A 17811-nucleotide genomic window follows, 5' to 3' on the forward strand; every position below is an offset into this window, starting at 1 on the left:
TTCGTCTAGGTCGAGAAGATCTTGCTGAATGGACATAAAAAAATCCGATGTCATGGTCTGACATCGGATTTTCCAGATACTGCTCAGATGAGTAAATGGCTTAAGTGAACAGCATTAGGCCTTGGCCGGGCTTTTTACCAGTTGTGCTGCGTCTTCGCCGCGCCATTTGACGAAGAATCCCGAGCGCGGAACCGCTTCGATCATACGCTGGTTTTCCAATAGCTTCTGCGCTTGGAGGACAGTATTGATACTGACACCATGGGTTTCCGCCAGAACACGGGTTCCGGGAATTCTTTCTCCTGGACTGTAGCGTCCTGCCTGGATCTCCCTGGTTAGCTGCTCGTAGCGATGGAGTTGAAAGCGTGGTGCGCCCAAAATCTGTACCCGTTTAAATTTGCATAAACTGTATCTGTACCCATTTCTTGGACAGATTACACTATCTGCATTGTTCCCTCAATAGCCTGAATCCGATGAGCCCAGCATTGGCATCGTCATCTTTCAGGCGGTACGGGAGCGTAAACTCTGTGAGGTGATATCGGATGCAGGCCCAACTCATGTGTCATACAAAAACGAAGTATTCTTGCTGGAAGAACGGCGAGCTGGTGAGCTCCGACCAGGCGGTCGTGTCGATCTATGATCACGGTTTGCTATACGGTGACGGTTGCTTCGAGGGACTGCGATTTTATCACCGGCATCCTTTCCGGCTGGACCGTCACCTAGCGCGGTTGCGCCACTCCCTCAGTGCACTGGCCATCACTGTTCCCTATACCGATGATACCCTCGCACAAGCAGTCATGGCCTGTATCGCTAGCTCAGGCATGGGCGATGGGTACCTGCGGATTCTGGTGACCCGGGGTGAGGGGGATATGGGGCTGAACCCCCGCAATTGTACCGCGCCCAATGTCTTTATCATTCCGGCATCACTCTCGTTGGTCAGTGATGAAACCCGGCGCCAGGGGGTTAGCCTGATCACCAGCAGTATCAAGCGGGCAGTCGGTACGGGGCTGGATGCAAGGGTCAAATCCCTGAATTACCTGCATTCGGTTCTGGCCAGGGCGGAAGCGAATGCCGCCGGCGTTGATGAAGCCATTTTGCTCAACCAGTTTGGTCAGGTGGCGGAATGCAGCGCCGAGAATATTTTTGTCGTCAAGGCGGGATCGTTGCTAACGCCGCCCGTTCAGGACGGTGCCTTGGAAGGAATTACCCGAGAAACCCTGTTGGAGCTGGCGCCTCAACAAGGACTGGAGGCTCGCGAGCAGTCCCTCACCAGCTACGATCTTTACACTGCCGAGGAGTGTTTTATCTGCGGCAGCGGTGCGCGGTTGATTCCAGTTAAAACAATCGATGGTCGGCAGATCGCCCCGTGTCCTGGGCCTGTATATCAGCGTCTGTCACTTGCCTACCAAGCATTGATTGATGACGAATGTGGGGAGAAAAGACAATGACCTTCGATTTAGCAAGCTACGCCAACACCATGGCTCGCTACAACCAGTGGATGAATGGCGGTCTGTATTCAGCTGCGGAGACCTTGACCCCTGAGCAGCGCCGGTCGGAGTGCGGCCTGTTCTTCGGCTCCATCTACAACACCCTGAATCACTTGCTGGTCTGCGACCTGATGTGGCTGGCCCGATTCAAAAGCGAACCCGTCACAGTGAAAAGCCTGACTCAGGAGCTGTCCGGCGATTATGCCCAGTTGCGACAAGCCCGGGAGCAAACTGACAAGGACATTATTGCCTGGGCACAAAGCCTGGCGTTATCCCCGCCGCCCGAACGGTTGAACTATGTCAGTTTGTCGAGCAATACCGAGCGGAATGTGGACTTCACTCAGGCTATCGTGCATTTCTTCAATCACCAAGCCCACCATCGTGGACAGGTGACAGCGGCGCTGTCACAGCAAGGCGTAGACTTCGGGGTGACAGACTTGATCTTTATGCTGGAGGAGAATTGACGACATTGATCACTTTCTCTTTTTTTCATCATTTTCGAGAGACTGGCATTGAACCAAACGCAGTAAATTTTCAATTAAAAAATTAGGTCGGGAGGTAAAAATTGGAAGCGCAAGATACAGGCTATGAATCCAAGACACTGGAGAGTTTTGGCCGCCAGGCGGTGATGCAAACCCTGGACGCGGAGCTGAGTATACAGGGGCCAGGAATCGTCTCCATCCGCTTTCCCTTCCAATCCCGGTTTACGCAACAGAACGGCTACATCCATGCGGGCATTGTCGCCACTATCCTGGACAGCGCCTGTGGCTATGCCGCATTTACACTGATGCCACAGGGGGCGGATGTACTCACCGTGGAATTCAAGGTGAACCTATTGCGCCCAGCCAAGGGGGGGGCACTTTGCCGCGAAGGCAACGGTGGTCAAGCCAGGCAAAACAATTTCTGTCGTGGAAGCTGCGTTGTACAGCTCGGAATATGGCGAAGAAAAACCGGTAGCGACCATGACGGCAACTATCATGACAATGTTGCAATTTTCAAAAATTGAGGAGTAGGCAGGAAAGGATAATGAATGGCTACACAACCCCCGACCTAAACCACAGTGCGTTGATCAGCATCGATGTACAAAACGACTTTGTGCTCGATGATGCCCCCGCCCGCATTCCAGGCACGCTGGAAGCGGTTTCGGCAATGAGAAAGGTGATTCAGTCTTTTCGAGATAGCGACTTACCGGTTATCCATGTTATCCGCTTGTACATGCCGGATGGCTCCAATGTGGACTTATGCCGCCGTGCGGCGGTTGAGCGAGGTGCCCGTATCGCGATACCGGAAAGTGACGGTGCTGAGCTTGTTGCATCATTGAAGCCCAATAGTGATACCCGCTTGAATACCCAGTTATTGTTGTCGGGTGGTATTCAGGAAGTTGGTGACAATGAGTTTGTTCTTTTCAAGCCCCGGTGGGGCGCCTTTTACCAGACAGGGTTGCAAGATTTCCTGCGAGGGCGAGGCACCAATACCTTGGTGTTTCTGGGTTGTAACTACCCCAATTGTCCCCGCACCAGTATCTACGAGGCCAGCGAGCGTGATTTCAGGATCATGCTGGTCACGGATGCGATTTCTCAACTCTATCCCAAGGGAGAAGAAGAGATGAAAAATATTGGCGTGACACTCTGCTCCTCTGAAGGTCTGGACCAGTTGGTACGGGGATCCATTTGTAAAGAATGATTTGGAGGAGTCAGCGTGATTGGGCAGTGTAGATGTACGAATGTGAAAGTGGAGTGGCAGTTTGATCGTGCCAGCGAAGTTCATCCCGTCATTTGTGGCTGTGAATACTGCACGGCCCACAATGCTCAATATGTATTTCAGGCTGACACTGTCGTGGAAATACACATAAGGGAATTTTCATTCTATCGCCAAATCCAGCAAGGAACGAAGACCGCCGTGTTTCATGAATGTCGAAAATGCGGAATGTTGGTTTGTGTGACCGTTGATTTAGGCGGACAAGTTTATGGGGCCATTAATCGTGACTGCTTTCCAGAGAAGCTGGTTTTCGCCACGCCATTAAGGGTTGATCATGATGGTGCTCCCATACAAGACCGAATAAAGAAATGGGAACAGAATTGGTGTTCTTCGGTGACTATTAATTCAGGGTAGATCACAGGACATTGAGATAAATAAAAAACAGATCGAGGATGAGCGCAGTGTTGTGTGAGAAAAATATACATCAATGAGTCAATCATCTAGTCAAAGGAGTTTTTAAATGAAGTGCTACGCCATTGGTGAGATTAATTTCTCTGATCATCATTGGGTAAATGACTATCTTAAGAAGGTGACGCCATTGGTGAAGAAGCTGGGGGGTATATATTTGGCAAGAACTCCATCAGTGGAGTTGTTGGAAGGTGAAGGGGGGGCTCCCCAAACGGTCGTTCTTATTCAATTTCCTTCAAAAGAAGTGGCGATGAAGTTTTACCATAGTGATGAATATGAATCTTATAAAAAAGCCAGGAAAGACGGCTCAAATGGGAGGTTTATGCTAGTGGACGGGCATGATGTTGCTTTGGACAAAACATAGTTAAAACGCATCAAGAGTCACATTAAGAGGGTTTTTCTATTACCCGCAGTATCGGACGATGAAAAGACTATATCCAATGGTTTTCTGTTTAAGGTTCAGTTCAGCTTTTTTTAGAACAGGGACAGGTAAAAATTAATTCTGGCTCAAAGTATCAGAATCTATCAATAAAGTCTGTGATTGGAGGATGCTGATTTATTTCGTGTGTTAGTTTGCTCGCGAACTTTAGAGAAAAATTAAGGGTGTGTTGGTTATACATTTCTTTAGGGGCTGATTAAGGCAAGGAGAGTGTGCCTGGTTTTGAGACATAAGGTGATAATAGGATTGGTTTTAAATTGGAATAAATCGCATGGAGTTACGCCACCTTCGCTGTTTCCTCGCCGTTGCCGAGGAATTGCATTTCGCCCGAGCGGCGGAGCGTCTGCACATTGAGCAATCACCGCTGTCGCGGGCAATAAAGGAGCTGGAGGAAGAGCTGGGTGTTCGCTTGTTCAATCGCACGACCCGCAGCACACGTTTGACCCGTGCCGGACAGCTTTTCCTTGAACATGTGCCGCGTGTCTTTACAGCCTTGGATCAGGCCCGCGGCAGTGTGCAGGCCGCCGCTGCGGGCTTCCACGACCAATTGCGGGTGGCGCTGTCCGACGGCATCACACCGCCACGTCTCACGGCTGTGTTGGCTCAATGTCGTGAGGAGGAGCCTGAGGTCGATATCCGATTGTTCGAGGTGCCGTTGGCACAGCAACTCAAGGGGCTGCATGACGACCTTTATGACGTAGGTTTTGCACAGTCCGCCGAGGTGGGGGATGGCATCGTGGCCGAGCCCGCCTGGAGCGATCCCCTTGTCGTGGCGGTGCCGGCCAGGCACCCGCTGTTGGCCTACCAGCGAATTCCACTGGACGAGGTGCTGCGTCATCCGCTGGTCGCTTGCGATCCCCAGTCATGCGAAGGCCACTGCCACCAGATCCGTCGTATCTTGCGTGGCGCCGATCGAGAACCTTTGGTGGTGGAGCAGGTTTCCTCACACGACCTGATGTTGACGCTGGTGGCGGCGGGTTATGCGCTGGCACTGGTGGGCGCTTCTCACTTGGCCGCGTCCCGTCGAGAGGAAGTGGTGGCTCGGCCTCTGGCGGGACGATCACAGGTGCTGACAACGTGGTTGTTGCGGCGTGATGCCGAGCCTTCCGAAACCCTTCGAAGATTTATCGGGCGAGTCACTCCGATAAGCGGCGATCCCTCGCCCCAGGGGGACTCGTTCACATCCGATACCAAGGGAGAAAATTGATCATGAAACGTTTAAGCATACTGCTGGTTGTTGCTTTGTTGAGTGCCTGCGGCGAGAAGCCCACATCAATTGAAAAGCCATCCGCTGATGTGCCTCTCACCGATACGGTGGAATCGCTGCTGGCCGATCCCGGGCGGCGCAAGGAGCTGCGTGAGCAGTGTCGGCTCAATCGTGCGGAGTTGGGCGACAAACTGTGCAACATAGTAGCCGAGGCCACCAACAAGGCCTTCCTCGGTGATGGCAAAGTGCCGTACACACCGCCGAAGGAAAAACCGGCGTTTTAATGCCGACTGGTTGATAAGTTATCGCTGGATAACCCGCTTTGTTGGAATACGCTGTTATTTGCGGTGTTTTTACAGTGTTTCCCCTGCCTGGCAATCTTGCATTTCCCTTCAGCATTGTGCCGATAACAGTCTTTGACCGGCACTGATCCAGCACCGAATCTGACACTTGTTGGCGCGCTCATGTGCGTGCGAAACCAGGGCAAATTCGGAGGCGGATATGCGGGCGACAGGGGTACTCTACGGGCAGGTGCTGACGGTGTTCGGCATCGTCATAGCCGGCGTGTGGGGTGCCACCCAGTGGGTGGCCAGCGCGCTGGGCTACCAGTCTCGTTTGGGTGCCCCCTGGTTCGAACTGCTCGATAAACCGGTTTACCACCCATGGCGCTTGTTCGATTGGTGGTTCTTCTTCGACGCCTATGCGCCCGGCGTGTTTGTTACCGGCGGTGCCATCGCCGGGGCCAGTGGCCTAGTGGCGGTGGTGGTGGCCATCGGGATGTCGATCTGGCGTTCCCGGCAATCGCGGCTGGTGACCACCTACGGCTCGGCGCGTTGGGCCGATCCTGCGGAAGTTCAGCGTGCCGGCCTGACCGGCGATGCCGGCGTTTTTCTTGGCCAGCACGACCACAAGTACCTGCGCCATGAAGGGCCGGAGCATGTCCTGACTTTTGCACCGACCCGCTCGGGCAAGGGCGTGGGGTTGGTGGTGCCGACCCTGTTGTCCTGGCCCGCCTCGGCGGTGATCCATGACATCAAGGGTGAAAACTGGCAACTGACTGCTGGCTGGCGGGCGCGGTTTTCCCACTGCCTGCTGTTCAACCCTACCGATGGCCGCTCGGCAGCTTATAACCCGTTGCTGGAAGTGCGGCGGGGCGCCCACGAGGTGCGCGATGTGCAGAACATCGCAGACATCCTGGTGGACCCCGAAGGCGCACTGGAGCGCCGCAACCACTGGGAGAAGACCTCCCATGCCTTGCTGGTGGGCGCCATCCTGCATGTGCTTTACGCGGGAGAAGATAAATCCCTGCGCGGTGTCGCCAACTTCCTCTCCGATCCGGCCTGCCCCTTCGAGGTGACACTGCACCGGATGATGACTACCAAGCATTTGGATGACGGGCCGCATCCGGTAGTGGCCTCGGCGGCACGGGAAGTGCTGAACAAGGCGGACAACGAGCGCTCTGGTGTGCTGTCCACCGCCATGAGTTTCCTGGGGCTGTACCGTGATCCCACGGTGGCCGCCGTGACCTCCCGCTGCGACTGGCGCATTGCCGATTTGATCGCCGCCGAGCACCCGGTGTCCCTGTACCTGGTGGTGCCGCCCTCGGACATCAACCGCACGAAACCACTGATTCGCCTGATCCTCAACCAGATTGGTCGGCGGCTGACCGAATCCCTGGATGGCAGCGACGGCATTGAGCGCCGACACAAACTGTTACTGATGCTGGACGAGTTTCCCGCACTGGGACGGCTCGACTTTTTCGAGTCGGCGCTCGCCTTTATGGCGGGCTACGGCATTCGCAGTTTCCTGATCGCCCAGAGCCTCAACCAGATCGACAAGGCCTACGGCGTCAACCACGCCATTCTCGACAACTGCCATGTGCGGGTGACCTTCGCCACCAACGACGAGCGCACCGCCAAGCGGATCTCTGACACCCTGGGCACGGCTACCGAACTGCGTGCCCAGCGCAACTACGCCGGTCACCGGCTGGCGCCGTGGCTGGGGCATTTGATGGTCTCGCGCCAGGAGACGGCACGGCCCCTGCTGACGCCGGGGGAGGTGATGCAATTGCCGCCGGACGAAGCGGTGGTGATGGTTTCGGGTCAGCCGCCGATCAAGGCAAAGAAGCTGCGCTATTACCTGGATGCCAATTTTACCCGTCGGGTACTGCCACCTCCTGTTCTGGATGAAGGGCGTTATATCGACGTGCCTGAGGTTCGCCCCAATGACTGGAGCGAACTGGCAGTGCCTGCGGTGCCGGCTACGGCTTCCACTGCGGCTGGAAATGCCGGCGGAAGTGACGACGGCGGTCCGCGCCGACAACCGGAACTCTCGGAGATCGTGACCTGGGAGCCGGAAAACAAACCACCCACCAATGACCTGGCCCTATTGGATGACGAGGACGGCATCACGCCCTTGCTCTCGAAGTTTGACCCGCGCCTGCAACGTTTGGCACGGCAGGCCGCCCTCGACCCCGACGATGGAATTGCCCTATGAGCCGACTGCATTCCCGACACCGACTGAATTTGTTTATCGAGCGCGACCACGCCAGACGCCTGGATGAGTTGTCCGCCAAGAAGGGTGTGTCCAAGTCGTCCATCGTTGCAGCGGCATTGGCATCCTGGCTCTCGCCCGATGCCGCCGACAAGCGCGAGGCAGCCATGGCAAAACGGCTGGATCGCCTGTCCCGCCAGTTCGAGAAACTGGAGCGGGACCAGAACATCCTGATCGAGACAGTGGCGCTGTATGTGCGCTACTACCTGACGGTGAGCACGCCGCTGCCGGAGTCACATCAGGAGGCGGCAAGAGCCCAGGGCCGGGCGCGCTTCGAGCAATTCGTCGAGCAGCTGGGTCGCCACATTTTGCGTGGCCGCAGTTTGGTGCGGGAGGTTTATGAAGAATTGGAACCCGATACGCGGCGGCTGGATGAAATTGCCGCCCAGGTTGAGGCCCAGGAGCGCGAGCAGCAACAACAGCACGATGGGGAGGGCGAATCATGAACGCGGCTCACCCATCGTCATCCTCGACACAATCACTTGACCGGCGCATCCGCATGCTGCGCACCGCCATGGGGCCGTTGATCGCCGCCGCGCTGGCGGACCCGGATGTGGTGGAGGTGATGCTCAACCCGGATGGCAGTTTGTGGGTGGATCGTCTGTCCACGGGGCGAGCGCCAACCGGTGAAACGCTGTCTGCCGCCGATGGCGAACGTATCATTCGCCTGGTGGCGGCTCACGTGGGTGTGGAAGTCCATCGTAGTCGGCCACTGCTAAGCGCCGAGCTGCCGGAAACCGGCGAGCGTTTCGAGGGTGTCCTGCCGCCTGCTTCACCGGCCCCGGCCTTTGCCCTGCGCAAGCGCGCGGTGGGGGTAATTCCGCTGGAAGACTATGTGCGCGATGGCGTGCTTGCTGAGGGTCAAGTGGCTTTCCTGCGCTCCGCAGTGCGCGAGCGACAGAACATCCTGGTGGCCGGCGGCACCAGTACCGGCAAGACCACCCTTGCCAATGCACTGCTGGCGGAGATCGCGGCTACCGATGACCGGGTGCTGGTATTGGAAGATACGGTTGAACTCCAGTGTGTAGCAAAAGACCACGTGCCGCTTCGTACCCGTCCTGGTGTGGTGTCAATGACCGAGCTGGTACGGGCCACCATGCGCCTGCGCCCGGACCGGGTTGTGGTCGGTGAGGTGCGCGGCGGCGAAGCGCTGGATCTGGTCAAGGTCTGGGGCACCGGCCATCCCGGCGGCATCGCCACCGTGCATGCCGGTTCCGCTCAGGGTGCACTGCTTCGCCTTGAGCAACTGATCTTGGAAGTCGCCATGACGCCACCGCGTGCGCTGATTGCCGAGGCGGTGAACGTGGTGGTGTTTATCGCGGGGCGCGGCCGTGCCCGCAAGGTGCGCACTGTGGCCCGGGTCACCGGTTTCGACAGCAACGGCTATCACCTCGACGAATCCCTGTCGTCGCTTTCATCCTCAATCGCCTCATCGTCAACCTCATCTGGAGAACCCTCATGACCGCTGTCCATCCAATGCGGATTTCTGTAAATCCGGTTTTACGCTCCGGCTTGAATACCCTGGTGTTTGCCGCGTTGTTGCTGTGCGTGGCGACAACGGCACAGGCCGCAGGTTCCAGCATGCCCTGGGAGGGGCCGCTGCAATCCATCCTCGATTCCATCCAGGGGCCGGTGGCGCGCATCGTGGCGGTGATCGCCATTATTGCCACCGGGTTGGCACTGGCCTTTGGTGATACCTCCGGCGGTTTTCGGCGGCTGGTGCAGATCGTGTTTGGCCTGTCCATCGCCTTTGCGGCCTCCTCGTTTTTCCTGTCTTTCTTCAGCTTCTCCGGCGGGGCGGTGGTGGCATGAACGGAGTGTCCGCATTCGCCGACGGTTTCGAGGTGCCGCTGCACCGGGCGCTGACCGAGCCGATCCTGCTGGGCGGGGCACCGCGCACCGTGGCCATTGCCAACGGCACTCTGGCAGCCGCGGTGGGATTGGGGCTGCAACTGTGGTTGCCCGGCCTGGTGCTGTGGCTGCTGGGGCATTCCCTGGCGGTGTGGGGTGCTCAGGCCGACCCGCAGTTTATGGCGGTGTTCCTGCGGCATCTCAAGCACAAGCCATTGCTGGATGTGTGAGGGGCAGCCATGTTGAACCTGACCGAATACCGCAAGCGTCCTGCCATCTTGGCCGATTGGTTGCCCTGGGCCGGGCTGGTCGCTAGAGGAGTGGTGCTCAACAAGGATGGATCGTTCCAGCGCACGGCGCGCTTTCGCGGGCCGGATCTGGACAGTGCCACCCAAGGTGAACTGATCTCCACGTCGGCGCGGCTCAATAACGCACTACGGCGCCTGGGATCGGGCTGGGCGCTGTTCGTGGAAGCCGAACGCTTGCCCGCGGCAGGCTATCCGCAGTCGGAGTTTCCCGAGCCGCTTTCCTGGCTGGTGGAGGAGGAAAGGCGAGCGGCCTTCGAGGAAAACCACAGCCACTTCGAAAGCGCCTACCACCTGACGCTGGTATACCTGCCACCGGAAGAGTCCCGCGCCCGGGCGGCCAGCCTCTTGTACGAAAACACATCTCGCCAGGGGGCGAACTGGCGTGAGCGTCTGGACGCCTTTGCGGCGGAGACGGACCGCGTGTTCGATCTGCTCGATGGCGTGATGCCGGAACTGGCCTGGCTGGATGACAGCGAGACGCTGACCTATTTGCACGGCACTGTTTCCACTCACCGTCACCCAGTGACGGTACCGGAGACACCGTCCCATCTGGATGCTTTGCTGGCCGACAGCCCATTGACCGGTGGCCTGGCGCCAATGCTGGGCGAGGCGCACTTGCGGGTTGCCTCGGTGCGGGGTTTTCCCACATCGACCTGGCCGGGCATTCTGGATGACTTGAACCGGTTGGGTTTTGGCTATCGCTGGAGTACGCGTTTTCTGTGCCTGGACAAGGCGGAAGCGGAACGGGAGCTGGGGCGGTTGCGCCGGCAATGGTTTGCCAAGCGCAAGAATGTAGCGGCGCTATTGAGGGAGACCCTGTTCCAGCAGGAAAGCCCGCTGGTGGATACCGATGCCTCGAACAAGGCGGGGGATGCGGACGCCGCCCTGCAGGAACTCGGCAGTGACCAGGTGGCCTTCGGTTATGTCACGGCCACCGTGACGGTGCTGGATATTGATTCCGCCATCGCCGATGAAAAACTGCGCCAGATGGAGCGGGTCATTCAGGGGCGGGGTTTTGTCACCATCCCCGAGACAATCAATGCCTTGGAGGCGTGGCTGTCCTCGATTCCGGGCAATGTCTACGCCAATGTGCGTCAACCCATTGTCTCCACACTGAATCTCGCGCACCTGCTGCCGGTGTCGGCGGTCTGGGCGGGGCCAACGAAGAATGCTCATCTGGACGGCCCGCCGTTGATTGTCACGCGCACTGATGGTGCCACGCCGTTCCGGCTGGTCACCCATATCGGTGATGTGGGCCACACCCTGGTGGTGGGGCCTACCGGCATGGGCAAGTCGGTGCTGTTGGCCACGGTGGCCCTGCAGTTTCGTCGCTATCCGGGTTCGCGGATTTTCGCCTTCGATATGGGACGCTCCCTGCGGGCCACCATTCTGGGACTGGGCGGCGAGCACTACGATCTGGGGTCGGACGGAGAGATTGCCTTTCAACCCCTGGCCGGTATCGACCGGGAGGAACGCCGCGCCTGGGCGGCGGAATGGCTGGAAGGGCGGATACGGCAGGAAGGGGTGATCCTTGGCCCCGATGAAAAAGCGGCGATCTGGTCGGCGCTGGAAAGCCTGGCCGGTGCGCCGGTGGAGCAGCGCACCCTAACGGGATTTTCCGTCCTGCTGCAGGACAATGCACTGCGTCAGGCGCTGGCCCCGTACCTGCTGGGTGGTGCCCACGGCAAGCTGCTGGACGCCGAGCATGACCGCCTGGGTATAGCTGATGTGCAGTGCTTCGAGATGGAGGAATTGATGGCCAGCCGCGCGGCGGTGCTGGCCGTACTGGGCGTGTTGTTCGCCCGGTTCGATGAGCGTTTCGACGGGGCGCCGACGCTTCTGATATTGGATGAGGCCTGGCTATTCCTCGACGACCCGGTGTTCGCGGCGCGCATCCGCCAGTGGCTGAAGACCCTGCGCAAGAAGAACGTCAGCGTGATTTTCGCCACCCAGTCCCTGGCGGATATCCAGGATTCCAGCATCGCGCCGGCCATCGTCGAGAGCTGCGCGAGCCGCATTTTCCTGCCCAATCCCCAGGCCACCGAGCCGCAGATTCGCTCCATCTACGAAGGCTTTGGGCTCAATGCCCGGCAGATCGAGATTGTCGCCACCGCCGAGCCCAAGCGCGATTACTACTACCAGTCACGACTTGGCAATCGCCTATTCGATCTGGATCTGGGGCCGGTGGCGCTCGCCTTTGCCGGCGCCTCGACGCCCGAGGATCAGCGCGCGATGGATGCGCTGCTGGCCTCGATGCCGGTACCTGATTTTGCCGCTGCCTGGTTGCGTCATCGTGGCCTCGACTGGGCGGCGCAATTGTTATCTCAATACTCACCGGCAGGAACTTCCTTGGAGGAACAGCCATGATCCATAAATTCTCATTGGTATCCCGTTTCCGCGCGTTGGCACTGGCCAGCGCGATTGCCTTTACCGTCGCCCAACCCGCGCAGGCCCTGTTCGGTGTTGGCGATATCGTGCTCGATCCCTCGAATCTGGCTCAGAACATGCTGACCGCCGCCCGCACCCTGGAGCAGATCAACAACCAGGTACAGCAGCTGCAGAACGAGGCGAACATGCTGATCAACCAGGCGCGGAATCTGGAGCGGCTTGATTTCAATTCGGTGAATCGACTGCGCTCGGCACTGGCGACCACCGGGCGTCTGATTGCCGAGGCCCAGGGCTTGGCCTATGAGGTAAACCGCATTGACCAGGAATTTGCCAGGCTCTACCCGCAGGAATACGCGGCTAGCGTAAGCGGTGACCGCATGGCGCAGGATGCCCGCGAACGTTGGGCGCACACCCTCAATGGCCTGCACACGGCGATGCGTATGCAGGGGCAGGTATCCCAGAACCTGTCCACCGACGAGGGCGTGTTGACGGATCTGGTGAACCAGAGTCAGTCAGCCAACGGTGCCCTGCAGGCGATGCAGGCCACCAACCAACTGCTCGCGTTACAGGCCAAGCAGTCCATCCAGTCCCAGCAACTGCGGTTGACGCAGGATCGCGCCGCGTCCCTGGAGTTGGCCCGGCAGGCTGCCGCCACCGAGCGTGGCCGGGAAGTGACCCGGCGATTCCTGGGGGAGGGCACGGCCTACACACCGCAGTCGGTTTCCTTCTACGGGTACTGAGGCAGCGTGATGACTTTGATACCTGTGCCGATGGAGGCGCGTGGCCATGGATGATGTCGCGGTGATCGACCGCTTCCTCAATGTGTTCTCGACCTACATTGATTCGGGTTTCGGATTGCTGGGTAGTGAAGTGGCGTTCCTGACCGCCACCCTGGTGGTGATAGACATGACCATCGCGGGACTGTTCTGGGCATTGAGCCATGCCACCGGGCAGGCCGATGACGTGCTGGTTCGCCTGATTCGCAAGGTGCTCTACGTGGGAGCCTTCGCCTACATCATCGGCAACTTCAATATGCTGGCGGGTATCGTGTTCCGCTCCTTCACCGGGCTTGGGCTGATGGCTTCAGGTTCTGGCATGACGGCTGAGGAATTCCTGCAACCGGGTCGCCTGGCCAAGGTGGGCGTGGATGCCGGTGCGCCGATTTTGGAGCAAATCAGCGAGATGGCCGGGTTTCCAGAGGTATTCGTCAATATCACGCCCATCGTGGTGCTGTTTCTGGCCTGGCTGGTGGTGATCCTGACTTTCTTTGTGTTGGCGATCCAGCTCTTCATCACCTTAATTGAGTTCAAGCTGACTACCCTGGCCGGGTTTGTGTTGGTGCCGTTCGCATTGTGGAACAAGACTGCCTTTCTCGCTGAAAAAGTCCTGGGCAACGTGGTGTCCTCCGGCGTCAAGGTGCTGGTGTTGGCGGTGATCATTGGTATCGGCACGGGGCTCTTTGCCGAGTTCCAGGTTGCCCCGGATGAACCCTCTGTGGATTTTGCGCTGGTGATCATGCTGGCCTCCCTGGCGCTGTTGGCCTTGGGAATCTTTGGGCCGGGTATTGCCACTGGCTTGGTTTCCGGCTCACCACAACTAGGCGCCGGAGCGATGGCGGGCGCCACCCTCGGCGCGGCCGGGACCGCTGTGGCTCTGGGTGCTGCTGCCACTGGAGTGGGTGGCGCTGTGGTCGCCGGTGCGCGAATGGCCCCCAGTGCCGTTCGGATGGCGGCAGGCAGTGCAAGTGCCATGAAATCGGCGGCCAGTGGGGCGAGTTCGGTCATGGATTCAGCGGCCTCAAACACGAAGTACACGACAGCGTCGGGTGGACAACCGGCCTGGGCCAGGCAGTTGCAACGTCGCCAGCAACTTTCCCATACCGCAACGACGGTCGCCCACACCTTGCGGGGTGGAGATGGTGGCGGTTCTGGATCAGGCCCCAGCCTGAACGACCCGGATTCCTAAGGAGAATTCTTCATGCGATTCAAGCGACCCCATGCGCGCTATGCCGAATCCCCGGAACCGGCTACACCTTATCAGGCAGCCGCCCAGGCCTGGGATGAGCGCATCGGCTCGGCCCGGGTGCAGGCGAAGAACTGGCGGCTGATGGCCTTTGGCTGTCTGGCGCTGGCCCTGGTGATGGCCGGTGGGCTGGTGTGGCGTTCGGCCCAGTCCATTGTCACGCCCTATGTGGTGGAGGTGGACACGGGCGGACAGGTGCGAGCCGTGGGGGAGGCCACAACGCCGTACCGGCCCAACGATGCGCAGACCGCCCATCACCTGGCCCGTTTTATCACCCTGGTGCGTTCCCTCTCCATCGATCCTGTGGTGGTGCGCCAGAACTGGCTGGACGCCTACAACTACACCACCGACCGCGGGGCGGCGGTGCTCAGCGACTACGCCCGCACCAACGATCCCTTTGCCCGCATCGGCCAGGAATCGGTGACGGTGCAGATCAACAGCGTGGTGCGGGCCAGCGACAGCTCTTACCAGGTGCGCTGGAGCGAGCACCGGTTTGTGAACGGCGCGGCGGCCGGTATTGAGCGCTGGACGGCAGTGGTGTCTGTTGTGCTGCAAACCCCGCGCACCGAGCAGCGGCTACGCCGCAATCCATTGGGCATCTACGTCAATGGCCTGTCGTGGAGCCGGGAACTGGAGGCCACTGAAGGAGGGATGCCATGAGCAAGCCATTGAATAGGTGTACAGGAGTCCTGGTGCTGGCGGGGTCGTTTGCACTGGTCGGCTGTGCCACGCCGCAAAAACCGCCACAAATTACCCTGGACGAGCCGGTAGCGGCAACCTTGTTGCCGGAGCCCGACAGACCAATAGAAGTGGTGGAAGTGCCAAAATTGCTGCCGTTGCCGGGGCAACTGATGCCATTACCCACGGAAGAAGCGGACGCTGAGGAAGTAGTGCCCGAAGACCCACAGGCACAGGTAACCCAGGCTAACGAGGAGGCACAGGTGGCACCGACGCGGGAAGGCTATGTCAATGCCGTCCAGGTGTGGCCCTTTACCGACGGTGCGCTGTACCAGATCTATGCCAGCCCGGAGCGGGTGACCGTCATTGCCCTGCAGCCGGGCGAGGAACTGGTGACGGTCGCCGCCGGGGATACCGTGCGCTGGATAGTCGGAGACACATCCAGTGGTGCCGGTGCCGAGCAGCGGGTCAATGTGTTGGTTAAACCCATTCGCGTAGACATTCGGACCAATCTGGTGATCACCACCAATCGCCGCACCTATCTGATGGAGTTGATTTCGACCGAGCGCACTTGGATGGCATCGGTCTCCTGGGATTACCCGAGGGATCGCATGCTGGCTTTGCAACATCGCAGGCAGGCGGCCGAGGTGGCTTTGCCGATTGATCGAGGACTGTCTCTGGAAAAATTGCGATTCCGTTATGCGCTGAGTGGTGAGCAGCCGCCATGGAGGCCTCTGCGGGCGTTCGATGACGGCAGCAAGGTCTATATCCAGTTCCCTGCTGGGATCGCCCAAGGCGAATTGCCGCCGTTGTTTGTGATCGGCCCGCAAGGTGATGGCCAGTTAGTGAACTACCGCTTTCGCTCACCGTACTACATCGTTGATCGGCTCTTTGGCGCGGCCGAGTTGCGCTTGGGCGACGAGCACGGAGAGGTGGTGCGTATCGAGCGGATTGACGGGGTACGGAGGGAGTGAGTATGGGTGACGACAGCACTCCGGATCAGCTGCAGCCGGAAAGAACACCGAAGGTGGACCCGGAACAGGTGGCATTGCGCGCCCAGCCGCGACCGGTAACGCGGCTGAACCGGCGGATGCTGGCTATGCTCGCCGGTGGTGTGGTCACTGCCGTGCTGGGAGCCCTGTTCTGGTCGCTGCGCATGCCCGAGCGGGACGGCATGAATGGGGCGGATGAGCTGTACAACGTCGAGCGCGTTGCTCGCTCTGAGGGCCTGACCCGCTTGCCGGCGGATTATTCGCAACTGCCGCCCGATGTGCCTCGCCTGGGTAAGCCCTTGCCGGGTGACCTAGGTGAGCCGATCTTGAAAGCGGAGCGGCAGGCAAAGGGTTATCCCGATATTGGCCATGGCGCTGCCGAAGCCGACCGACTGGCTCGCCTCAAGGAGGCGGAAGAAGCGGCGGGATCGTCAGTATTTTTTGGATCCATTCGGCAACGCGTTGCTGCGACCACACCGGCTGTAGGCGGTGGAGAGGGCAACTCGATCAATCAGAGCCTGGGAGCGTTCGATTCATTGGCAATGTTGAGTGCCCAGCCCCCCGGGGAGACCGACCCCATCGCCCTGCAGAACCGTCAGCAACAGAAAGAAGCGTTTCTCAGTAATGCCGCTTTTACAGAAACCCGTAATCCCGGGGATCTGCAAGCGCCGGAATCGCCCTACCAGGTGATGGCCGGGACGGTGATCCCCGCCGCCCTGGTCACTGGTATCAACTCCGACCTGCCGGGCGATGTGATCGCCACGGTCACCGAACCGGTCTATGACACTGCCACCGGCCGCCATGTGCTGATCCCTCAGGGCTCCCGAATTCTGGGCCATTACAACAGCCAGGTGAGCTATGGACAGACCCGTGTGCAAGTAGTCTGGCACCGGGTGGTCCTGCCCGACACATCCTCATTCCAGCTCGACAACCTCGCCGGTACCGACCCGGCCGGCTATGCGGGCCTGGAAGATGGCGTGGACTGGCACTGGGATCGCCTCTTTGCTGGCGCCGCGCTAACCACACTGCTGGGCGTGGGTGCCGAGCTGGCCGCGCCCGAGAACCGCCAGGACGGCGACCGCGTCGTCATCGCCGGGCGGGACAGCGCGCAAGACAGCATCAGCCAGGTCGGCCAGGAAGTCACCCGCCGGAACCTCAATATCCAGCCTACCTTGACCAGCCGCCCAGGCCTGCCGGTACGCCTCATCGTTAACCGTGACCTGGTGTTGCGGCCCTACCAACCACTGATTTACAAGCGGGGGACTACGCCATGACCACCAACAAACTGCGGCTGGGGCCACTACCCAAGAACGAAACCATCAAGTTGACCTTTACCTGCCCTGCGTCCCTGAAGGAGGATCTGGAGCGCTATGCCGAGCTGCACGCCCAGACCTATGGCGAACCGGTGGATGCGGTGACGCTGATCCCGCATATGCTGGAGTCGTTTATGAAGCGGGATCGTGGGTTTAGGCAGGGAAGAGGGAAAGGCGCTCGCTCAATTCTCTCTAAGACGGCTGACCTGTCGATAGACCGGCAGTAGGGAAACCATGACCGAATCTCCGCACCTAGCGCGGAGATTCGGTCATGGTTTTGGGTCTGATATCGAGCATTGATTGAGTAATCATAACTAATTGATAAATAAGGGATAAATATTTGTTTGATAAGCGGATTGGGTGTTCCTAAGGCAGGCCCGTCCAGGCAGTCCGCTTCTTGACGATTTTCC

At 59.1% G+C, this 17811-nt stretch carries 20 protein-coding genes; 19 read left to right on the plus strand and 1 reads right to left on the minus strand.

The genetic code is table 11. From position 1 onward, the window contains the following. Positions 1 to 114: 114 nt before the first annotated feature. Positions 115 to 375: a GntR family transcriptional regulator gene (locus tag WG929_RS19835; protein WP_416207460.1), complete on the minus strand. Its 261-nt coding sequence runs from the start codon at positions 373 to 375 to the stop codon at positions 115 to 117. A gap of 179 nt (positions 376 to 554) precedes the next feature. Between WG929_RS19835 and ilvE the strand changes: the two genes are divergently transcribed. From ilvE to WG929_RS19930, 19 genes are all read left to right on the plus strand, one after another. Continuing rightward, positions 555 to 1445 (plus strand): branched-chain-amino-acid transaminase, encoded by an 891-nt coding sequence (gene ilvE / locus WG929_RS19840; protein ID WP_416207480.1) that lies wholly within the window; start codon positions 555 to 557, stop codon positions 1443 to 1445. Continuing rightward, on the plus strand, positions 1442 to 1948 hold the full coding sequence (locus tag WG929_RS19845; protein ID WP_416207461.1) for a DinB family protein: 507 nt from the start codon (positions 1442 to 1444) through the stop codon (positions 1946 to 1948). The genes ilvE and WG929_RS19845 overlap by 4 nt, the downstream gene beginning before the upstream one ends. Before the next feature lie 101 nt (positions 1949 to 2049). Beyond that, a complete protein-coding gene (locus WG929_RS19850) occupies positions 2050 to 2490 on the plus strand; it encodes a PaaI family thioesterase (protein ID WP_416207462.1) in 441 nt (146 codons plus the stop codon). Positions 2491 to 2510: 20 nt separating this feature from the next. Beyond that, a complete protein-coding gene (locus WG929_RS19855) occupies positions 2511 to 3167 on the plus strand; it encodes a cysteine hydrolase family protein (RefSeq protein WP_416207463.1) in 657 nt (218 codons plus the stop codon). Between the two features lie 535 nt (positions 3168 to 3702). Further along, positions 3703 to 4014 (plus strand): DUF1330 domain-containing protein, encoded by a 312-nt coding sequence (locus WG929_RS19860; protein ID WP_335599821.1) that lies wholly within the window; start codon positions 3703 to 3705, stop codon positions 4012 to 4014. Between the two features lie 346 nt (positions 4015 to 4360). Further along, positions 4361 to 5296 carry a LysR family transcriptional regulator gene (locus WG929_RS19865; protein WP_416207464.1) on the plus strand — a complete coding sequence of 312 codons (936 nt, stop codon included), beginning with the start codon at positions 4361 to 4363 and terminating at the stop codon, positions 5294 to 5296. A 2-nt stretch (positions 5297 to 5298) separates the two neighbouring features. Continuing rightward, positions 5299 to 5580, plus strand: a complete 282-nt coding sequence (locus WG929_RS19870; protein WP_293614234.1) for an EexN family lipoprotein — start codon at positions 5299 to 5301, stop codon at positions 5578 to 5580. A 217-nt stretch (positions 5581 to 5797) separates the two neighbouring features. After that, on the plus strand, positions 5798 to 7792 hold the full coding sequence (locus tag WG929_RS19875; RefSeq protein WP_416207465.1) for a conjugal transfer protein TraG: 1995 nt from the start codon (positions 5798 to 5800) through the stop codon (positions 7790 to 7792). Then, positions 7789 to 8295 carry a CopG family transcriptional regulator gene (locus WG929_RS19880; RefSeq protein WP_123182324.1) on the plus strand — a complete coding sequence of 169 codons (507 nt, stop codon included), beginning with the start codon at positions 7789 to 7791 and terminating at the stop codon, positions 8293 to 8295. The genes WG929_RS19875 and WG929_RS19880 overlap by 4 nt, the downstream gene beginning before the upstream one ends. Then, on the plus strand, positions 8292 to 9311 hold the full coding sequence (gene trbB, locus WG929_RS19885; RefSeq protein WP_123182325.1) for a P-type conjugative transfer ATPase TrbB: 1020 nt from the start codon (positions 8292 to 8294) through the stop codon (positions 9309 to 9311). Before WG929_RS19880 ends, trbB begins: the two co-directional genes overlap by 4 nt. Further along, a complete protein-coding gene (locus WG929_RS19890; protein WP_123182326.1) occupies positions 9308 to 9661 on the plus strand; it encodes a TrbC/VirB2 family type IV secretion system protein in 354 nt (117 codons plus the stop codon). The genes trbB and WG929_RS19890 overlap by 4 nt, the downstream gene beginning before the upstream one ends. After that, a complete protein-coding gene (locus tag WG929_RS19895) occupies positions 9658 to 9930 on the plus strand; it encodes a VirB3 family type IV secretion system protein (RefSeq protein ID WP_123182327.1) in 273 nt (90 codons plus the stop codon). The genes WG929_RS19890 and WG929_RS19895 overlap by 4 nt, the downstream gene beginning before the upstream one ends. 9 nt (positions 9931 to 9939) lie before the next feature. Beyond that, entirely contained in the window at positions 9940 to 12375 is a 2436-nt protein-coding gene (gene trbE / locus WG929_RS19900) for a conjugal transfer protein TrbE (RefSeq protein WP_416207466.1), read from the plus strand. Continuing rightward, positions 12372 to 13136, plus strand: a complete 765-nt coding sequence (gene trbJ, locus WG929_RS19905; RefSeq protein ID WP_416207467.1) for a P-type conjugative transfer protein TrbJ — start codon at positions 12372 to 12374, stop codon at positions 13134 to 13136. Before trbE ends, trbJ begins: the two co-directional genes overlap by 4 nt. Before the next feature lie 46 nt (positions 13137 to 13182). Next, a complete protein-coding gene (trbL, locus tag WG929_RS19910) occupies positions 13183 to 14361 on the plus strand; it encodes a P-type conjugative transfer protein TrbL (protein ID WP_416207468.1) in 1179 nt (392 codons plus the stop codon). A 12-nt stretch (positions 14362 to 14373) separates the two neighbouring features. After that, positions 14374 to 15078 carry a conjugal transfer protein TrbF gene (gene trbF / locus WG929_RS19915; RefSeq protein ID WP_416207469.1) on the plus strand — a complete coding sequence of 235 codons (705 nt, stop codon included), beginning with the start codon at positions 14374 to 14376 and terminating at the stop codon, positions 15076 to 15078. Continuing rightward, positions 15075 to 16070 (plus strand): P-type conjugative transfer protein TrbG, encoded by a 996-nt coding sequence (gene trbG, locus WG929_RS19920; protein ID WP_416207470.1) that lies wholly within the window; start codon positions 15075 to 15077, stop codon positions 16068 to 16070. The genes trbF and trbG overlap by 4 nt, the downstream gene beginning before the upstream one ends. A 2-nt stretch (positions 16071 to 16072) precedes the next feature. After that, the gene (locus tag WG929_RS19925) at positions 16073 to 17362 is read left to right on the plus strand and encodes a TraB/TrbI/VirB10 family type IV secretion system protein (protein WP_416207471.1); all 1290 of its coding nucleotides are present in this window, start codon (positions 16073 to 16075) and stop codon (positions 17360 to 17362) included. After that, positions 17359 to 17628 (plus strand): DUF2274 domain-containing protein, encoded by a 270-nt coding sequence (locus WG929_RS19930; protein WP_416207472.1) that lies wholly within the window; start codon positions 17359 to 17361, stop codon positions 17626 to 17628. Before WG929_RS19925 ends, WG929_RS19930 begins: the two co-directional genes overlap by 4 nt. The last annotated feature ends 183 nt before the right edge of the window (positions 17629 to 17811 follow it).

The sequence above is a fragment of the Oceanobacter antarcticus genome, assembly GCF_044962685.1.
GTDB classification, from domain to species: Bacteria; Pseudomonadota; Gammaproteobacteria; order Pseudomonadales; family Oceanobacteraceae; genus Oceanobacter; species Oceanobacter antarcticus.

Bases quoted from the DNA above. Each gene is read 5' to 3' on its own strand.
- WG929_RS19870 (WP_293614234.1), top strand. From the start codon at position 5,299: ATGAAACGTTTAAGCATACTGCTGGTTGTTGCTTTGTTGAGTGCCTGC.
- WG929_RS19855 (WP_416207463.1), top strand. From the start codon at position 2,511: ATGAATGGCTACACAACCCCCGACCTAAACCACAGTGCGTTGATCAGC.
- WG929_RS19890 (WP_123182326.1), top strand. From the start codon at position 9,308: ATGACCGCTGTCCATCCAATGCGGATTTCTGTAAATCCGGTTTTACGC.
- trbJ (WP_416207467.1), top strand. From the start codon at position 12,372: ATGATCCATAAATTCTCATTGGTATCCCGTTTCCGCGCGTTGGCACTG.
- WG929_RS19865 (WP_416207464.1), top strand. From the start codon at position 4,361: ATGGAGTTACGCCACCTTCGCTGTTTCCTCGCCGTTGCCGAGGAATTG.
- WG929_RS19875 (WP_416207465.1), top strand. From the start codon at position 5,798: ATGCGGGCGACAGGGGTACTCTACGGGCAGGTGCTGACGGTGTTCGGC.
- WG929_RS19895 (WP_123182327.1), top strand. From the start codon at position 9,658: ATGAACGGAGTGTCCGCATTCGCCGACGGTTTCGAGGTGCCGCTGCAC.
- ilvE (WP_416207480.1), top strand. From the start codon at position 555: ATGTGTCATACAAAAACGAAGTATTCTTGCTGGAAGAACGGCGAGCTG.
- WG929_RS19860 (WP_335599821.1), top strand. From the start codon at position 3,703: ATGAAGTGCTACGCCATTGGTGAGATTAATTTCTCTGATCATCATTGG.
- trbG (WP_416207470.1), top strand. From the start codon at position 15,075: ATGAGCAAGCCATTGAATAGGTGTACAGGAGTCCTGGTGCTGGCGGGG.
- WG929_RS19925 (WP_416207471.1), top strand. From the start codon at position 16,073: ATGGGTGACGACAGCACTCCGGATCAGCTGCAGCCGGAAAGAACACCG.
- trbF (WP_416207469.1), top strand. From the start codon at position 14,374: ATGCGATTCAAGCGACCCCATGCGCGCTATGCCGAATCCCCGGAACCG.
- WG929_RS19880 (WP_123182324.1), top strand. From the start codon at position 7,789: ATGAGCCGACTGCATTCCCGACACCGACTGAATTTGTTTATCGAGCGC.
- WG929_RS19845 (WP_416207461.1), top strand. From the start codon at position 1,442: ATGACCTTCGATTTAGCAAGCTACGCCAACACCATGGCTCGCTACAAC.
- WG929_RS19930 (WP_416207472.1), top strand. From the start codon at position 17,359: ATGACCACCAACAAACTGCGGCTGGGGCCACTACCCAAGAACGAAACC.
- trbB (WP_123182325.1), top strand. From the start codon at position 8,292: ATGAACGCGGCTCACCCATCGTCATCCTCGACACAATCACTTGACCGG.
- trbE (WP_416207466.1), top strand. From the start codon at position 9,940: ATGTTGAACCTGACCGAATACCGCAAGCGTCCTGCCATCTTGGCCGAT.
- trbL (WP_416207468.1), top strand. From the start codon at position 13,183: ATGGATGATGTCGCGGTGATCGACCGCTTCCTCAATGTGTTCTCGACC.